At 42.9% G+C, this 15,430-nt stretch carries 13 protein-coding genes and 1 pseudogene; 9 read left to right on the forward strand and 5 right to left on the reverse strand.

Annotated features, from left to right (window positions below; genetic code table 11):
* Positions 1–202: 202 nt before the first annotated feature.
* The 9 genes from surE (at position 203) to ACN222_RS24245 (ending at position 11,509) form a co-directional block, all read left to right on the forward strand.
* Positions 203–1,000: a 5'/3'-nucleotidase SurE gene (gene surE / locus ACN222_RS24205; protein ID WP_010998974.1), complete on the forward strand. Its 798-nt coding sequence runs from the start codon at positions 203–205 to the stop codon at positions 998–1,000.
* Positions 1,001–1,422: 422 nt separating this feature from the next.
* Positions 1,423–2,319, forward strand: a complete 897-nt coding sequence (locus ACN222_RS24210; protein ID WP_010998975.1) for an MBL fold metallo-hydrolase — start codon at positions 1,423–1,425, stop codon at positions 2,317–2,319.
* 129 nt (positions 2,320–2,448) lie between these two features.
* Positions 2,449–3,537 carry a bifunctional riboflavin kinase/FAD synthetase gene (locus ACN222_RS24215; protein WP_010998976.1) on the forward strand — a complete coding sequence of 363 codons (1,089 nt, stop codon included), beginning with the start codon at positions 2,449–2,451 and terminating at the stop codon, positions 3,535–3,537.
* Positions 3,538–3,875: 338 nt separating this feature from the next.
* Positions 3,876–4,784, forward strand: coding sequence for an AAA family ATPase (locus ACN222_RS24220; RefSeq protein WP_010998977.1), 909 nt, complete (start codon positions 3,876–3,878; stop codon positions 4,782–4,784).
* Positions 4,785–5,018: 234 nt separating this feature from the next.
* Complete coding sequence (locus ACN222_RS24225) at positions 5,019–5,561, forward strand: cytochrome c (protein ID WP_010998978.1); 543 nt, start codon at positions 5,019–5,021, stop codon at positions 5,559–5,561.
* Between the two features lie 309 nt (positions 5,562–5,870).
* Positions 5,871–8,663, forward strand: a complete 2,793-nt coding sequence (secA, locus tag ACN222_RS24230) for a preprotein translocase subunit SecA (RefSeq protein ID WP_010998979.1) — start codon at positions 5,871–5,873, stop codon at positions 8,661–8,663.
* 206 nt (positions 8,664–8,869) lie between these two features.
* Positions 8,870–9,511, forward strand: a complete 642-nt coding sequence (locus ACN222_RS24235) for a Uma2 family endonuclease (protein WP_010998980.1) — start codon at positions 8,870–8,872, stop codon at positions 9,509–9,511.
* Positions 9,512–9,603: 92 nt separating this feature from the next.
* Positions 9,604–10,770, forward strand: a complete 1,167-nt coding sequence (locus ACN222_RS24240) for a pyridoxal phosphate-dependent aminotransferase (protein ID WP_010998981.1) — start codon at positions 9,604–9,606, stop codon at positions 10,768–10,770.
* A gap of 163 nt (positions 10,771–10,933) precedes the next feature.
* The gene (locus tag ACN222_RS24245; protein WP_010998982.1) at positions 10,934–11,509 is read left to right on the forward strand and encodes a Uma2 family endonuclease; all 576 of its coding nucleotides are present in this window, start codon (positions 10,934–10,936) and stop codon (positions 11,507–11,509) included.
* A 38-nt stretch (positions 11,510–11,547) separates the two neighbouring features.
* Here the strand turns inward: ACN222_RS24245 and ACN222_RS24250 are convergent, their stop codons facing one another.
* The 5 genes and pseudogenes from ACN222_RS24250 to ACN222_RS24270 form a co-directional block, all read right to left on the reverse strand.
* Positions 11,548–11,928 carry a helix-turn-helix domain-containing protein gene (locus ACN222_RS24250; protein WP_010998983.1) on the reverse strand — a complete coding sequence of 127 codons (381 nt, stop codon included), beginning with the start codon at positions 11,926–11,928 and terminating at the stop codon, positions 11,548–11,550.
* A 12-nt stretch (positions 11,929–11,940) separates the two neighbouring features.
* Positions 11,941–12,233: pseudogene (locus ACN222_RS24255) on the reverse strand (type II toxin-antitoxin system HigB family toxin).
* A 14-nt stretch (positions 12,234–12,247) separates the two neighbouring features.
* Positions 12,248–13,435: a tetratricopeptide repeat protein gene (locus ACN222_RS24260; protein ID WP_010998985.1), complete on the reverse strand. Its 1,188-nt coding sequence runs from the start codon at positions 13,433–13,435 to the stop codon at positions 12,248–12,250.
* A 544-nt stretch (positions 13,436–13,979) separates the two neighbouring features.
* Complete coding sequence (locus tag ACN222_RS24265) at positions 13,980–14,990, reverse strand: hypothetical protein (RefSeq protein WP_010998987.1); 1,011 nt, start codon at positions 14,988–14,990, stop codon at positions 13,980–13,982.
* Between the two features lie 147 nt (positions 14,991–15,137).
* On the reverse strand, positions 15,138–15,392 hold the full coding sequence (locus tag ACN222_RS24270; RefSeq protein ID WP_010998988.1) for a hypothetical protein: 255 nt from the start codon (positions 15,390–15,392) through the stop codon (positions 15,138–15,140).
* Between the last annotated feature and the right edge of the window lie 38 nt (positions 15,393–15,430).

Genomic DNA, 15,430 nt, shown 5'->3' on the forward strand with positions numbered 1-15,430 from the left:
GTCAGTGGTCGGTGGTCAGTAGCAAAAAATAAACAACTGACAAAGGACAATTAACATTAGCAATGTGGCATTAATGAGTCAACGCCACACCTTAAAACCGTACTTCTGTTTACCAGTTTAAAGGCGATCAGGCATAGGTGCTGAAAGTCAAAAGACAAAAATAGCTATTGACAACTGACAACTAACCACTGACCACTAAACTATGAAATTACTGATTAGCAATGATGACGGCATTTCCGCTTTAGGTATTCGTACCTTGGCTAACGCCTTAGCCGAGGCGGGTCATGATGTAACCGTAGTTTGTCCAGACAGAGAGCGATCGGCTACTGGTCATGGACTGACTTTACACCAACCGATTCGCGCCGAAATTGTCGAGTCAATTTTTCATCCCGCTATTAAAGCTTGGGCTTGTGATGGTACTCCCTCCGATTGCGTGAAACTGGCACTTTGGGCTTTACTAGAGTCTCCCCCCGATTTAGTCCTCTCTGGGATTAATCAAGGTGCTAATTTAGGCACAGAAATTTTGTATTCTGGTACGGTTTCTGCCGCAATGGAAGGAATGATTGAAGGCATTCCCAGCATCGCTTTTAGCCTCACTAGCCACATTTCCAGAAATTTTCAGCCTGCGGCAAAGTTTGCCACCATTTTAGTAGAACAACTCGCTGCCAAACCCATACCAGATTTGATGTTACTGAACGTTAATATCCCCCCTGTGGAATGGGAAGAAATCGCTGGCGTTAAACTCACACGCCAAGGAGTGCGGCGCTACGTCGATGTTTTCGACAAGCGCACCGATCCTCGTGGTAAAACTTACTACTGGTTAACTGGAGAAGTTTTAGAGGAAGTGGAACCCCCAGAAGGTTTAAATCTGCCGCAAAATGTACCCATTGATGTCCATGTAGTTAGAAATAACTACATAAGTATTACTCCACTGCAATACAACCTCACCTACGCCACCGGCATAGATAAATTATCTGATTGGGATTTTCCCTTGTCTTAAATTCCCCGACAGTTGTGTTGCACTGGGTGTAGGAGTGTAGGGGTTAGTGAAATGATTATTCTCTCGTTAGTCTGAAAGTCATGACTCACTGCTTAGTAAAAAACATACACTTGTGAGAATCCCCAGTCCTCAATCCCCAGTACCCAGTCCCCAGCCTTCAATCCTCAATCCCCAGTGCAACACAACAAAATTTAGGCTATAAAGTTATGAGCATTCTTGCTATTAGTGATACATAAATGCTGGGAATAATGAGGTAAACGCCTTGTAGTACCTCACCTGGTTGACAACATCTACCGAAAACAAAGTATGCTGTTTTACCAACAACTCTATTCTCTATCTCCTACGGTAAAACAGTATAAATTTCACAAAACAAGTAACACACTTGTGAGTAAATAGCCCGCTCAGTCCAGCAGAAAATACCCATGTCAAGGATAGAGAACCAATTTACTGTGCAATTTTGGGGCGTTCGTGGCAGCATCCCCTGTCCTGGCCCACATACAGTCCGCTATGGTGGTAATACACCTTGTGTTGAGATGCAGGTGGCAGGTAAACGCCTAATTTTTGATGGTGGTACAGGGCTGCACGTTTTGGGGCAATCTTTATTGCGCCAAATGCCTATAGAAGCTTACCTGTTTTTCACTCATTCCCACTGGGATCATATGCAGGGTTTTCCCTTCTTTGTTCCGGGGTTTGTGAAAGGGAATAATTTTCATATCTATGGTGCGATCGCTCCTGATGGTTCCACTGTGGAACAACGGCTCAACGATCAAATGCTCCACCCTAATTTTCCCGTACCTTTGCAGATCATGCAAGCCAACCTGCATTTTCACGACGTGCAACCAGGGCTGCCAATCCATATCAATGATATTACCATCGAAACAGCAGCCCTTAACCATCCTGGTGAAGCTGTAGGATACCGAGTTAACTGGCGTGGTGGCGCAGCCGTTTACATTACAGATACAGAACATTTTCCAGATAAATTGGATGAAAATGTCCTGAGGTTAGCTAAAAATGCAGATATTCTAATTTACGATTCCACCTACACTGATGAGGAATATCATTGTGCCAAATCCCCGAAAATTGGTTGGGGGCATTCGACTTGGCAAGAGGCTGTCAAAATAGCAAAGGCGGCTAATGTCAAGACTTTAGGCATTTTTCACCATGATCCTGCCCATGATGATGATTTCTTAGATCAGGTCGGCGCGCAAGCATTTGCCCAGTTTTCTGGGGCAATTATGGCGCGGGAAGGAATGGTACTCCAGGTTCCTGTATCTGTTCCCTTATCAGAATCTTTTCCCGTTAGTAATGTTTCCGCGTAAAAGTTGCACTCGGAGTAATTGTAGATTTTAGATTAGATTGGTGATTAGGAACTGTCAGCGCCAGAGAGTACCTGTAAGGTATTGTGCGACGAGCTGATAGTTAAATAAACCTCAAATCCCAAAATCCAAGTGCTAAATCTGTCTCAAAATGGGTGTTCTGTGTGGGTTGCTTCTTCAACTGAAATGGTTCTCACGCCAACGGCTGTTGCTCTTGGTAAGTTTGATGGAGTGCATCTTGGCCATCAAAGGGTCATTCAACCAGTTTTGCAGTCAACCAGGAGCGCACAAACATGGGGAGATGCACTAGACTCATCAGCCCAATCAGCAAACCCTCCAGCAGCACCACAAGAACGGATATACTCCACAGTTGTCACTTTTCGTCCTCATCCCCAAGAGTTCTTTACAGGACAAGCCCGTACTTGGTTAACTCCTCTAGATGAAAAAGTACAACAATTGCGATCGCTTGGGGTAGATCAACTAGTACTACTACCCTTTGACAAAGAATTAACTGCTTTGTCGCCGGAAGAGTTTGTCGAAAAAATCCTTGTGCAACAACTACGCTGTCAACGAATTAGCGTCGGGCAAGATTTTTGTTTTGGCAAACAGCGCCGTGGTACCGCCAAGGACTTGCAGTTAATTGCAGCCAAATACCATATTCCTGTTAGCATAGTTCCTTTACAAACTTCTGATGGGCAATTTCTGGAAGATGGCAACTGTGGAAGCTTTGAGTCTCTAGAAGATGCTCCTATTAGTACCTCATTAATTCGCCAAGCTCTAGAAACGGGCGATATCAAAACTGCCAACAGATTCTTAGGAAGACCCTACATTCTCATTGGCGTAGTCGTTGAAGGCGAACAACTTGGTAGAACCATTGGTTTTCCTACAGCCAACCTGGAGCTACCAAAAGATAAGTTTGTCCCCCGTCAAGGAGTTTACGCCGTCCGTGTCAAAATTCTCGGTGAGAGTGCAGATGCTAATATACCACTGGAAATTTTGGGGGTGATGAATATTGGCAACCGTCCCACAGTTAATGGTACTTATTCATCAGTAGAAGTGTATCTTCTTGATTGGTCTGGGGATTTATATGGTAAAGAACTAGCCGTGCAGTTAGTGGACTTTCTGCGACCAGAACAAAAATTTCCGTCTCTAGAAGCCTTAAAAGCACAAATTCAACAAGACTGCACTGTCGCTAGACAAATTTTGTCAAGGGAGAATTGAGAATATTTTGAACATCTACACCCTAGTATCCTGAATATTTTTGCTCCAAACCATTGATTTTTCGTGTTCATGGGTAAATTTTACAGACCTTGGAAGTCAGAATTCAGAATAAATTTTGAATTTTGAATTTTGACTAGCCTAAGTGGGAACACTGTAAATACAGGAGTGGAGAATAAGGCATAGGTTATTCTCCATTCCAGTTTCTTAATATTAGGACTGACACACGAAGAATGGATTTGGTCACGAGTATAGGTGTTCACAACCCTTACACCCTTAAACCCTTACACCCCTTCTCTTGCATAAGTCCTGCCATACCCTAATCCCCGACCCTGTGGTGCATGAGAGAAAAAATTGACGCTTTAACCCAAAATCTGAACCGTACCATTGTTGGCAAAACCGAGGCTATACGCTTAGTGTTAGTGGCACTTATAGGCGGCGGTCATGCCTTACTAGAAGATGTCCCTGGAGTTGGCAAAACTCTCTTGGCGAAATCTCTAGCTCGTTCTTTAGATGGAACGTTTCAACGGCTGCAATGTACCCCTGATTTACTACCCACGGATATTACTGGCACTAATATTTGGAACCCCAAAAGCGGTGAATTCAGTTTTATGCCTGGGCCAGTGTTTGCCAATGTTGTCCTAGCAGACGAAATTAACCGCGCCACACCCCGGACTCAATCGGCGTTGCTGGAAGTGATGGAAGAACAACAGGTAACCGTTGATGGAGTTTCTCGCACAGTCCCCCATCCTTTTTTTGTGATTGCTACCCAAAACCCTGTTGAGTATCAGGGTACATTTCCTTTACCAGAAGCTCAAATGGACAGATTTATGTTGTCTTTAAGCTTGGGCTATCCGGGTGTGGATGAAGAACTAGAAATGTTGCAAAATCTTCAGCATGGTATCAAGGTTGGCGATTTACAGCCTTGTCTGACCTTAGCAGAGGTGGCAGAATTACGAGACATCTGTTCTCAAGTCAAAGTAGAAACTGTTTTACAGCAATATATCCTCGAATTGGTCAGAGCTACACGCCAAGACGAAGAAATTACTCTCGGTGTCAGTCCACGGGGTACTGTAGCGTTACACAAGGCTACCCAAGCATTAGCTTTTTTATTAGGGCGTGATTATGCCATTCCTGACGATGTGAAATTTCTCGCTCCTCATGTCCTCTGCCATCGCCTGATTCCCAGGGGTGGACGTAGTGCTAGAAGTATAGTTGATAGGTTATTGCGATCGCTACCTATTCCTTAATTTGCTTAAGTTTGATCGTGTTAGGATCGCCTACAAAACAAGGTGGATGACAAATGAAGGCGATTTAATTTAGTAGCAAAATTCAATTCAAAATTCAAAATTAATAATTTCTCATAACTCAGGACTCATAAACCCCTGCGGGTTCTCCGCAGGAGTACAGCACTCATAACTTGCTTAGGTACGTCTTATGATGGAGCTACAAGTGCCACATCTACGTATCTGGGAACGTGAGGAATGTCAAATCTAGTTAAACGCAAAGCCCATACTCGTACACTAAAACGCCGACCTCTGGGTTTAATTTTCATTATCCTGGCATGGAGTCTGGCTATGGGTTGGTTACTAGCCTTGGCAACCAGCGCCCATAGTGCTACACCTACAGCAGAAATTGGCACTGTTGACGTAATTCCCGCAGCACAGCAACTGGGACAAGAACTGTATTTAGAAAATTGTGCTACCTGCCATATTGGTTTACCACCAGCTGTTTTACCTAGTCAAACTTGGCGAAACCTCCTACAAGACTCACAGCACTATGGCGTACAAATCAAGCCTTTAATTGATCCACCACGCGCTTTAGTCTGGCGGTATCTTTCCACTTTTTCCCGTTCCCAATTACCAGACGAAGAAACACCCTATCGCCTCAGGAATTCTCGTTATTTTAAAGCTTTACACCCTAAAGTCGATTTACCTCGACCTGTACAGATAAATGGTTGTGTCAGTTGTCATCCCAGTGCGAGTGAGTATAATTTCCGTCGCCTGAGTACAGAATGGGAGAAGTAGGGCTGGGTGGTTAGCAGAGAATTTGAACTCAGAAACTCATCACTTCCCCATCGGATATTGCTACTTAGCAAGGATCGGCGTTCTCTGCCTCATCGGAAGGTGAAATGATACTATTAGAACAGTCTCAATTTTAAACTGCGATATAAAAGCGCTCGTTTAGTAAACTGACCAAATCAACATTTTTGTTGTTGAGTTAATTTTCATTTCATCCCCATCCATCACCAAAATGTTTGGGTAGGGTTAAATTCTTATAATCAATAGCCAAATCCCTCTAATTCCCATCCCTTCGATTTAGTTCTATAACTTGCCATGCTAAAACTCTTGTTGGGCGACCCCAACGCTCGTAAACTCAAAAAATACCAACCCTATATTACAGAAATTAATCTCTTGGAAGAGGACATTAAAGTCCTCTCTGATGAAGATTTAAAAGGTAAAACAGCAGAGTTTAAACAGCGACTTGCCAAAGGCGAAACTTTGGATGATATCTTGCCAGAAGCCTTTGCTGTGGTAAGAGAGGCAGGACGGCGAGTCTTAGGGTTGCGGCATTTTGATGTCCAGATGTTAGGCGGTGTCATTCTGCATAGTGGACAAATCGCCGAAATGAAAACCGGTGAAGGTAAAACCTTGGTGGCTACCTTACCGAGTTATTTAAATGCTTTGACTGGTAAGGGTGTACACGTAATCACCGTGAACGATTACCTGGCTCGTCGGGACGCAGAATGGATGGGACAGGTGCATCGCTTTCTGGGTTTGAGTGTCGGGCTGATTCAATCCAGTATGACACCTAGTGAACGCCAGAAAAACTATGAGTGCGATATCACTTACGTGACCAATAGTGAAGTTGGTTTCGACTATCTGCGGGATAACATGGCTACATCGATGGCTGATGTGGTACAGCGTCCCTTTAACTATTGCGTCATTGACGAAGTAGATTCGATTTTAGTGGATGAGGCACGGACACCTCTCATTATTTCTGGTCAGGTAGAAAGACCTACAGAAAAATATGTCCAAGCTGCGGAAATTGCTCTGACTCTGCAAAAAGATGAGCATTATGATGTAGATGAAAAAGCTCGTAACGTACTGCTAACAGACGAGGGTTTTGCACAAGCAGAAGAACTGTTAGGTGTAACGGATTTATTTGACCCAGAAGACCCTTGGGCGCACTTTGTATTTAATGCGATTAAAGCTAAGGAACTGTTCCTCAAGGACGTGAATTATATCGTCCGCAATGGGGAAGTGGTGATTGTAGATGAATTTACCGGACGGGTATTACCTGGAAGACGTTGGAGTGATGGTTTACACCAAGCCATTGAAGCCAAAGAACACGTAGATATACAACCAGAAACTCAAACTTTAGCGACAATTACCTATCAAAACCTCTTCTTGTTGTATCCCAAATTAGGTGGGATGACAGGAACAGCGAAGACAGAAGAAGCTGAGTTTGAAAGAATTTACAAATTAGAAGTCACGATTATTCCCACTAACAGAATTAGAAGACGGGAAGACTTGTCTGACTTGGTATTTAAAAAAGAGATTGGTAAATGGCAGGCGATCGCGCGCGAATGTGCAGAGATGCACGAACTCGGTAGACCTGTGTTAGTAGGGACTACCAGTGTGGAAAAATCAGAATATCTCAGTCAATTACTCAGAGAACAAGGGATTCCCCACGAATTGCTGAACGCTCGTCCCGAAAACGTAGAAAGGGAAGCGGAAATTGTTGCCCAAGCTGGGCGCAGGGGTGCTGTAACTATCGCCACCAACATGGCGGGACGGGGTACAGATATCATCCTTGGTGGTAACTCTGAATACATGGCGCGGTTGAAATTGCGTGAATATTTTATGCCGCGTATTGTCAGACCAGACGATGAAGATGTGTTTGGTGTCCAGAGGGCGGCGGGATTACCTACAGGACATGGTGCTGGTCAAGGCTTTGTTCCTGGGAAGAAAGTCAAGACTTGGAAGGCTTCGCCAGAGATTTTCCCCACGCAACTTTCTAAAGAAGCAGAACAACTGTTAAAAGAAGCAGTTGATTTTGCAGTGCGGGAATATGGCGATCGCTCTTTACCAGAATTGGAAGCAGAAGATAAAGTAGCAGTAGCAGCCGAAAAAGCCCCTACCGATGACTCAGTAATTCAGAAACTGCGCGACGCTTACAACCGAATTAAGCACGAGTATGAAGAATTTACCAGCACTGAACATGATGAGGTGGTAGGAAGGGGTGGTTTACACGTAATTGGGACAGAACGCCACGAATCCCGGCGGATTGACAACCAGTTGCGGGGACGGGCCGGACGACAAGGTGACCCCGGTTCCACAAGATTTTTCCTCAGTTTAGAGGATAACTTATTGCGGATTTTTGGAGGCGATCGCGTTGCTGGCTTAATGGAAGCCTTCAATGTAGAAGATGATATGCCCATTGAGTCTGGTATGCTCACCCGCAGCTTGGAAGGCGCACAAAGAAAAGTTGAAACCTACTACTACGACATCCGTAAGCAAGTATTTGAATACGACGAGGTAATGAATAACCAACGTCGCGCCATCTACGCTGAACGTCGTCGGGTTCTGGAAGGTCAAGACTTGAAAGAACAGGTGATTAAGTACGCCGAAAAAACAATGGACGAAATCGTTGACTATTACATCAACGTTGATTTGCCCTCGGAAGAGTGGGAATTAGATAAGTTGGTGGATAAAGTCAAAGAGTTTGTTTATCTGCTGTCTGATATGCAGGCGAACCAATTGGAAGATATGGGCGTGAGTGAGATTAAGGCGTTCCTCCATGAACAGGTACGTATTGCTTACGACCTCAAGGAAGCCCAAATTGACCAAATTCAGCCAGGTTTGATGCGTCAAGCTGAACGCTTCTTTATCTTGCAGCGTATTGATACTTTGTGGCGGGAACACTTGCAACAAATGGATGCTTTGCGCGAGTCTGTAGGTTTGCGTGGTTATGGGCAGAAAGACCCGCTTATTGAGTATAAGAGTGAGGGTTATGAGTTGTTCTTGGATATGATGGTGAATATCCGCCGGGATGTGGTTTATTCGTTGTTCATGTTCCAGCCTCAGCCTCAGCCGGTTGTGCAAACGTCTTCGGAGATGGTTTAAGGAAGTGAGTTTACACAGGGGTATGTGATTACCTCTGTGTTTTGTTTTTTAACGCGGAGGAGCGCTGAGGTTCACGCAGCGAAAAGTTCTGTTCGCGTAGCGTCTCCGTCAGGAGAAGGAGGGTTTCCCTCCGTAGGAAACTTTTCAAGAGAGAGGGGCGCGGAGAGTTAAGAATAATTTTGTGTGGTTAGCAGAAGGGTAAATTTATGACTCCAGCCTTAACCAAACAAGTGATCTTTGACGAATTTATTGATTGGTTGCCAGAAAACTCAGAGGGACGCTACGAGCTGCATCATGGGGTAATTGTCGAAATGCCAAAGCCAACGGGGAAGCATTCCAATGTTACGGGTTTTCTGATAGAAGAATTAGTGCTTAACATCATCCAAATTGGAAAACGCGGTATTTGGACTATTCCCAGAGAGTCGATTGTTAAGCCTAAGGGTGAGTCTGGTTATGAACCCGACATTATTGTTTTGGATCAAGAGGCGTTAAGCAAGGAACCCCGGTGGGAGCGTGAGTCTATAATTGAGAATGCAGCAAGTGTGAAGTTAATTGTTGAAGTTGTCAGCACTAATTGGCGTGATGATTATTACAAAAAATGTGCTGATTACGTTCGCGTAGCGTCTCGAAGAGAAGAGATGGGTATACCTGAATACTGGATTATAGACTACGCAGGTTTGGGTGGACGAGCTTTTATTGGCAACCCTAAGCAACCAACTATCTCAGTTAATTACCTAATTGACGGTGAGTACCAAGTGAGTCAGTTTCGCCAAGGGGAACGTATTCAATCACCAACATTCCCTGAGTTGGATTTAACTGCTGACCAAATTTTTTGGGTGGGACGATAAGCTGATGTTGGGAAAGTCCAAGGTGAGGGGACAGCAAGCAGGGAATCTGGGCTATTCTTAAATAGGTACGAGATTTGCCGAAGTAAGTAAGAATGAAACTGGCAGCAAGAGTAAGTCAGGTAACACCTTCGATAACCTTAGCGATCGCAGCGAAAGCTAAGGCGATGAAGGCAGAGGGTATAGACGTTTGTAGTTTTAGCGCTGGTGAACCCGATTTTGATACCCCAGCGCATATCAAAGCAGCAGCCGCCAAGGCTTTGGATGAAGGCAAAACCAAGTATGGTGCAGCAGCTGGAGAACCAAAGTTAAGGGAAGCGATCGCCCGCAAGTTGCAAAAGGATAATCATCTGGATTACAAACCAGAGAATGTCATTGTCACTAATGGCGGTAAGCATTCGCTTTACAACTTGATTGTGGCGCTGATTGATCCAGGTGATGAGGTGATTATCCCGGCTCCCTATTGGTTGAGTTATCCCGAAATGGTGACTCTGGTAGGTGGGAAATCGGTAATTGTCCCCACAGATGCTTCCACTGGTTATAAAATCACCCCCGAACAACTGCGAAAAGCTATTACCCCCAAAACCAAGCTATTTGTCCTCAACTCCCCATCTAACCCCACAGGGATGGTGTACACACCAGAGGAAATCAAAGCTTTGGCTCAGGTAGTAGTTGATGCAGATATCTATGTTGTGTCTGATGAGATTTACGAAAAAATTCTCTACGATGGCGCACAGCATATCAGCATCGGTTCGCTAGGGAAGGAAATTTTTAACCGCACGTTGATTAGTAATGGCTTTGCGAAAGCTTATTCTATGACGGGGTGGCGTTTGGGCTATCTAGCCGGGCCAGTGGACATTATCAAGGCTGCTAGTTCCATTCAAGGGCATAGTACATCAAATGTATGTACCTTTGCTCAATATGGAGCGATCGCTGCTTTGGAAGATTCCCAAGATTGTGTGGAAGAAATGCGCCAAGCCTTCGCTAAACGTCGTCAGGTAATGCTAGATCGACTCAACGCCATCCCCGGCTTGAGTACTGCAAAACCAGACGGTGCATTTTATCTGTTTCCAGATATCAGCAAAACTGGCTTGAAATCCCTCGAATTTTGTGATGCTTTAATTGAAGAACACAAGGTTGCAGTAATTCCAGGGATAGCTTTTGGTGCTGATGACAACATCCGCCTTTCCTACGCTACTGATTTGGCAACAATTGAGAAAGGTTTGGATCGGTTAGAGAAGTTTGTCCGTTCTCGCATTTAGTGAATCATCGGGTGTCAACTACTGTCAAGTCAAAAATATCATACATCTTCTTATAGGGTGGGCATCTTGCCTACCCTAAATATTTGGAAGTTTTATTGTGGTGTGGAACATAATGAATATAGATTTATAGTCTAGTCAGCGAATAAAAGCGGAAAATATTCCTATGACAGCGCTTACATTAAATCTCGATTCTGTCATTAAATTGACAAGAGAACAGTTTTATCAGTTGTGTGTAGAGAATCCAGATTTAAAATTAGAACGCAATGCCCAAGGAGAATTAATTATAATGCCACCAACAGGAGGAGAAACAGGGAGAAGTAATGTTAATTTAATTCTGCAAGTAGCATCCTGGAATGAAATAAATCATGGGGGCGAAGTTTTTGATTCATCTACCGGATTTACTTTACCCAACGGTGCTGATCGTTCTCCTGATGTTTCTTGGGTAGAAAAGTCTCGTTGGGAAGCGTTAACTAAAGAACAAAGAGAAAAATTCATTCCTCTATGTCCTGATTTTGTCATTGAAATAATGTCACCATCTGACAGTTTAAAGAAAGTTCAAGAAAAAATGTTTGAATACAGGTCAAACGGATGTCGATTAGGTTGGTTGATTAACCGCAAAAGGCAAGAAGTAGAAATTTATCGCCCAGAACAAGAGGTAGAGATTTTAACATTACCTCAAACTCTTTCGGGTGAAGATGTATTACCTGGGTTTATACTCAATCTGCAACGAATTTGGTAATAACATTAACAACTAATAACTAACACGCATTCACGGAATCAAGCTGAATTTTCCATCAAGGAGTATGGTTGAATTAAAACCTCTGCTGGAATCCCCAATTGTTGATGTAAACGCCGAATTATTTCCAAAGTTAACGCCTGTCTACGATGTAAAATGTTGCTAATTTCTGTTTTGCTGCCAATGACAGGCTCTAAATCATTTACAGATAACCCACGGGATTCAAGATAATATAAGATTGCTTCAATAGGATCTGGTGCTGCAATTTGGTAATGTTTTTGTTCGTAGGCTTCCACAAGTGTAGTTAATACTTCCAACCTGTCAGACTCTGGTGTATTTAATTCTGAATCGAACAATCTTGCAATTTCATCAAGCGCCGCACGATAATCAGCTTCATTACGAATCGGACGGGGTTCCAGCATAATATTACTGCCTCAAATACTTGTTGCATCTACGTTATCGTATTCTTTATGTGTTCCCAGAAAACGAATAAAAATAATTCCAATGTCATAACGGATGTGAACAATTAAGCGGTAATCATTGCCTTTGATATTAAAAACCACTCGATTATTCGCAATAATACTAGCATTACGATAGGTGCTTTTAATATCTGCTGGACTATCCCATTCTGCACGAGACGCTTCATCAAACCAAGCTTTTAATGGCTGTTCAGCGTCGGGTACGCTTCCCAAAACTTTCGTAATGTGCTGCGGGCAATGATTCGCATAATACTAGTATTTCCTAAACTAAGCCCATTTCTCGCAAGCCTTGACGCAGCCTCATTGCTTCTTCTGGGTTGTCTTGTTCATGTAGGATAATGGCATTTTTAAAAGCTGTAATACTGGCTGGGACATTGCCGACTTTTAACTGTACTACCCCTAAATTTTGATAAGCTTCGGCATAGCTTGGTTTTAATTTAATGGCTTTTTGATAACAGGCGATCGCCTCCGTAAATAAGCCCATTGCTTTGCAGATCATCCCCAAGTTATAATGTCCTGTGGCAAAATTAGAGTCAATTTTTAAAGCAGTTTCATAGGTTTTTTTTGCCCCATTTAAATCTCCAGAGGCTTTCAATAAACTACCTAAATTGTTATATGCTCCTAACTTGAGCATGGGGTAAATTGGTAATTTGATGGCAGTTTGGTAGTGAGTAATTGCCTGTTGGGGATTCTTCAAACGATTGTAAGCAATGCCTAAATGATAGTGGAGTTCATACAAAATTTCGTACTCTTCTTGACAAGCATTAATACCGCGCTTTAATAACTCCATTCCTTTGTCAATCTTCCCCGTCTCTACATATAACGCCCCTAATTTACTGCAAACATAGGGATCATGGGGATGGGTGGCGAGAAACCCTTCCATTGTAGTTTGGGCTTTGGCGTATTTGTTATTTTGCGCGATCGCACTTTTTTGATAACCTGCATGAAGAATCGCCACTCCTTGTAAATAACCAATTTGCCATTGGGGTTCTTTCTGGAGAATTGCGGAGACGCTATCATCTACTAACGCATGGTAGGGACGCTCAAAGCGAATTGCTGGATGGTTGCGAAATAGGCGCGACACTAGAGAGTAGGGAGATTGTTCTGCACCAACTTCTTGACGTACTAGATTGACAAGTAAGTACTCTTCACTGGCGATCGCATTTTTTAAATGTGGGACAATTCCTGGTGTAAGAGTTTCATCAGCATCTAAAACTAATACCCAATCACCAGTAACATATTTTAAGGCAGTATTGCGGGCTATGCTGAAATCGTTACACCAAACAAAATCATAAACCTCAGCCCCAAATTGTCTGGCAATATGGGGAGTACCATCTTGAGAACCTGTATCTAAAACTACAATTTCATTTACTACATTCACGACACTACTCAAACATTTTGGCAGTATTGCCGCCTCATTTTTGACAATCATACATAGACTAAGTTTCATATTGGCGAATCATTATAGTTTTTCATTTATTTTCTCAATCATCACATCATTCCTAGTATTTGTATTGACAAATACTAGGAATGATGTAGTAAGATTTTGACTAATTAGCTGAGAGCAAAATTCGCTCATAAAGGTATCAATTTGAGATTTGTTATAGCAAATACATATCACCTACACATCATCTACATATTTTATTCACAATACTGGATGAAATTAACTGGTGATAGTTAATGATTCGTTACAAATACTGTGGCGATGAAGTTCTGCTTGAGAGAAGCATTTTTTGGCGTTGCTTAAAATTCCTCACCCACAAGAGTATGAAGAATTTGGTAATTGGTAATTGGACTATTACCCATTCTCAAAGCGAGGGACTTGCAGATAAAAAAATATCCACAATGTAGGGTGCGTCAGTGCGAGAAAACTTCGCTGTACCATGCAATCATTGATACTGACGCACCCTACTAACCTTTAATTTGCAATAGTTTATTTTTTGGTGTTCCTTTAACCACGGAGACAGACTTGTATAATACAATTCAGATGAGGTTCACGGTATTGTGTTCACCGTGACTTTTAATCTATCTACTAATACCTGACCTTTTGTGATACCAGCAGCCCGCCAGTAAAGTCTTAGACCAGACAATTGAGTGAAGTATTGATAAAAAGGAGCAGTACTACTCTGCGGTAAAAACATGATCGCCTCACGAGTAAAATTACCACTTCCATTAGCATCGCGCCATAGTTCTTGTGTATTTGGCGTGACTATATAGCGAAAAGTCTGCCAATTAGTCGAGGCTAACCCAATAGCTGAACGCGACCAGCTACTAGCAGGAAAGGGGGAACCTTGACCTGGAACACCACCGCCAGCACTTTGGATAAACCCAGGTAACCACCAGTCAGGAATATTATCATTATTTGCATCAAATTTTTCGTACTCTCCCGATGCAGACATTCCCCCACCGTATTGGAGCATAGCGAAAGAAGCCGCATTATTTCCAGAGCGAATACGGGCATGGTAGGCTGGTTGCGCCCATACGTTAGGTGTACTGAAGTCATGGTATTTACTGTTAGGAGTAAGATTTAGTCCACCTGTCGGATAGTTGTGATTCAGGATAACTAAAAATCGTCCCCCTTCACCAGAACTAGTATTACTCAACTGCATCCATTTAACGCGAAACTCCACGGTAACTACGCGAGTAGCATGATTAATCGGTTGAGGAAATTGCCAGTCTAAAGCAGAAAATCCTTTTAAGCCTGTAAGAGTGGTGTAATTGCTACTTAAGCCATTAATCAAGGTATTAGCAGCGCTATGGGTTGTACCATCAGCAATACCCACAGCTTTATTACCACCGCCAATATCAAAAATTTGAAAAGCAGAAGTACCAACTGGATGACCACCCCAAGTGATGCTTTTACTTAAGTCTTTCCAATTTCTTAGATGACTGAAGTTCTCATTAATTAGGGTAGTCGTAGATGCTATTACTGGTTTGGCTCCAATAATTGATACCAGGGTAGTTAATCCAGCCAAACATCTGAAAACAATTCTCGGTAGTTGCATAAAATCGCTCTTATTTCAGCGCCACAAGTGTAAGCGTCAGAAGTTGGAGCGTCTATAGTAATCATATTGAACTTGATGAATCAATTCAATATGAAGCTAGCAAGAAAATACTACCTTATCTCTAGAATAATTACTGAGAAAAACCACTTAAGAGCGATTTTGCCTGATGATCAAACCGCCAGCAAACGCACCTAAGATTGTACCTGTCCAAACTCCAGCTGTACTACCTTGCCAAGCTGCTCCTGGAGTTATCCAAACGTTACATAATTCTTTTATGCCCCAATGTTGATTTTGACACCTCTGACTATGCAACATTAAGGTGATTTGACTGCCAATATTCCCGCCGAAAAATCCTGATGATAGTGCTAGAACAGTACAGATTAAGATTTTATTTTTGACCATTTGTTCGGTTGTCAGTTGTCAGTTGTATGTGTTTTACC

The sequence above is a fragment of the Anabaena sp. FACHB-595 genome, from assembly GCF_048568275.1.
Taxonomy (GTDB): domain Bacteria; phylum Cyanobacteriota; class Cyanobacteriia; order Cyanobacteriales; family Nostocaceae; genus Trichormus.

Excerpts from the sequence above, each read along its gene's own strand:
- ACN222_RS24265 (WP_010998987.1), bottom strand. The coding sequence starts at position 14,990 with ATGCAACTACCGAGAATTGTTTTCAGATGTTTGGCTGGATTAACTACC.
- ACN222_RS24225 (WP_010998978.1), top strand. The coding sequence starts at position 5,019 with ATGTCAAATCTAGTTAAACGCAAAGCCCATACTCGTACACTAAAACGC.
- ACN222_RS24235 (WP_010998980.1), top strand. The coding sequence starts at position 8,870 with ATGACTCCAGCCTTAACCAAACAAGTGATCTTTGACGAATTTATTGAT.
- ACN222_RS24250 (WP_010998983.1), bottom strand. The coding sequence starts at position 11,928 with ATGCTGGAACCCCGTCCGATTCGTAATGAAGCTGATTATCGTGCGGCG.
- ACN222_RS24270 (WP_010998988.1), bottom strand. The coding sequence starts at position 15,392 with ATGGTCAAAAATAAAATCTTAATCTGTACTGTTCTAGCACTATCATCA.
- ACN222_RS24260 (WP_010998985.1), bottom strand. The coding sequence starts at position 13,435 with ATGAAACTTAGTCTATGTATGATTGTCAAAAATGAGGCGGCAATACTG.
- surE (WP_010998974.1), top strand. The coding sequence starts at position 203 with ATGAAATTACTGATTAGCAATGATGACGGCATTTCCGCTTTAGGTATT.
- ACN222_RS24210 (WP_010998975.1), top strand. The coding sequence starts at position 1,423 with ATGTCAAGGATAGAGAACCAATTTACTGTGCAATTTTGGGGCGTTCGT.
- secA (WP_010998979.1), top strand. The coding sequence starts at position 5,871 with ATGCTAAAACTCTTGTTGGGCGACCCCAACGCTCGTAAACTCAAAAAA.
- ACN222_RS24220 (WP_010998977.1), top strand. The coding sequence starts at position 3,876 with ATGAGAGAAAAAATTGACGCTTTAACCCAAAATCTGAACCGTACCATT.
- ACN222_RS24245 (WP_010998982.1), top strand. The coding sequence starts at position 10,934 with ATGACAGCGCTTACATTAAATCTCGATTCTGTCATTAAATTGACAAGA.
- ACN222_RS24240 (WP_010998981.1), top strand. The coding sequence starts at position 9,604 with ATGAAACTGGCAGCAAGAGTAAGTCAGGTAACACCTTCGATAACCTTA.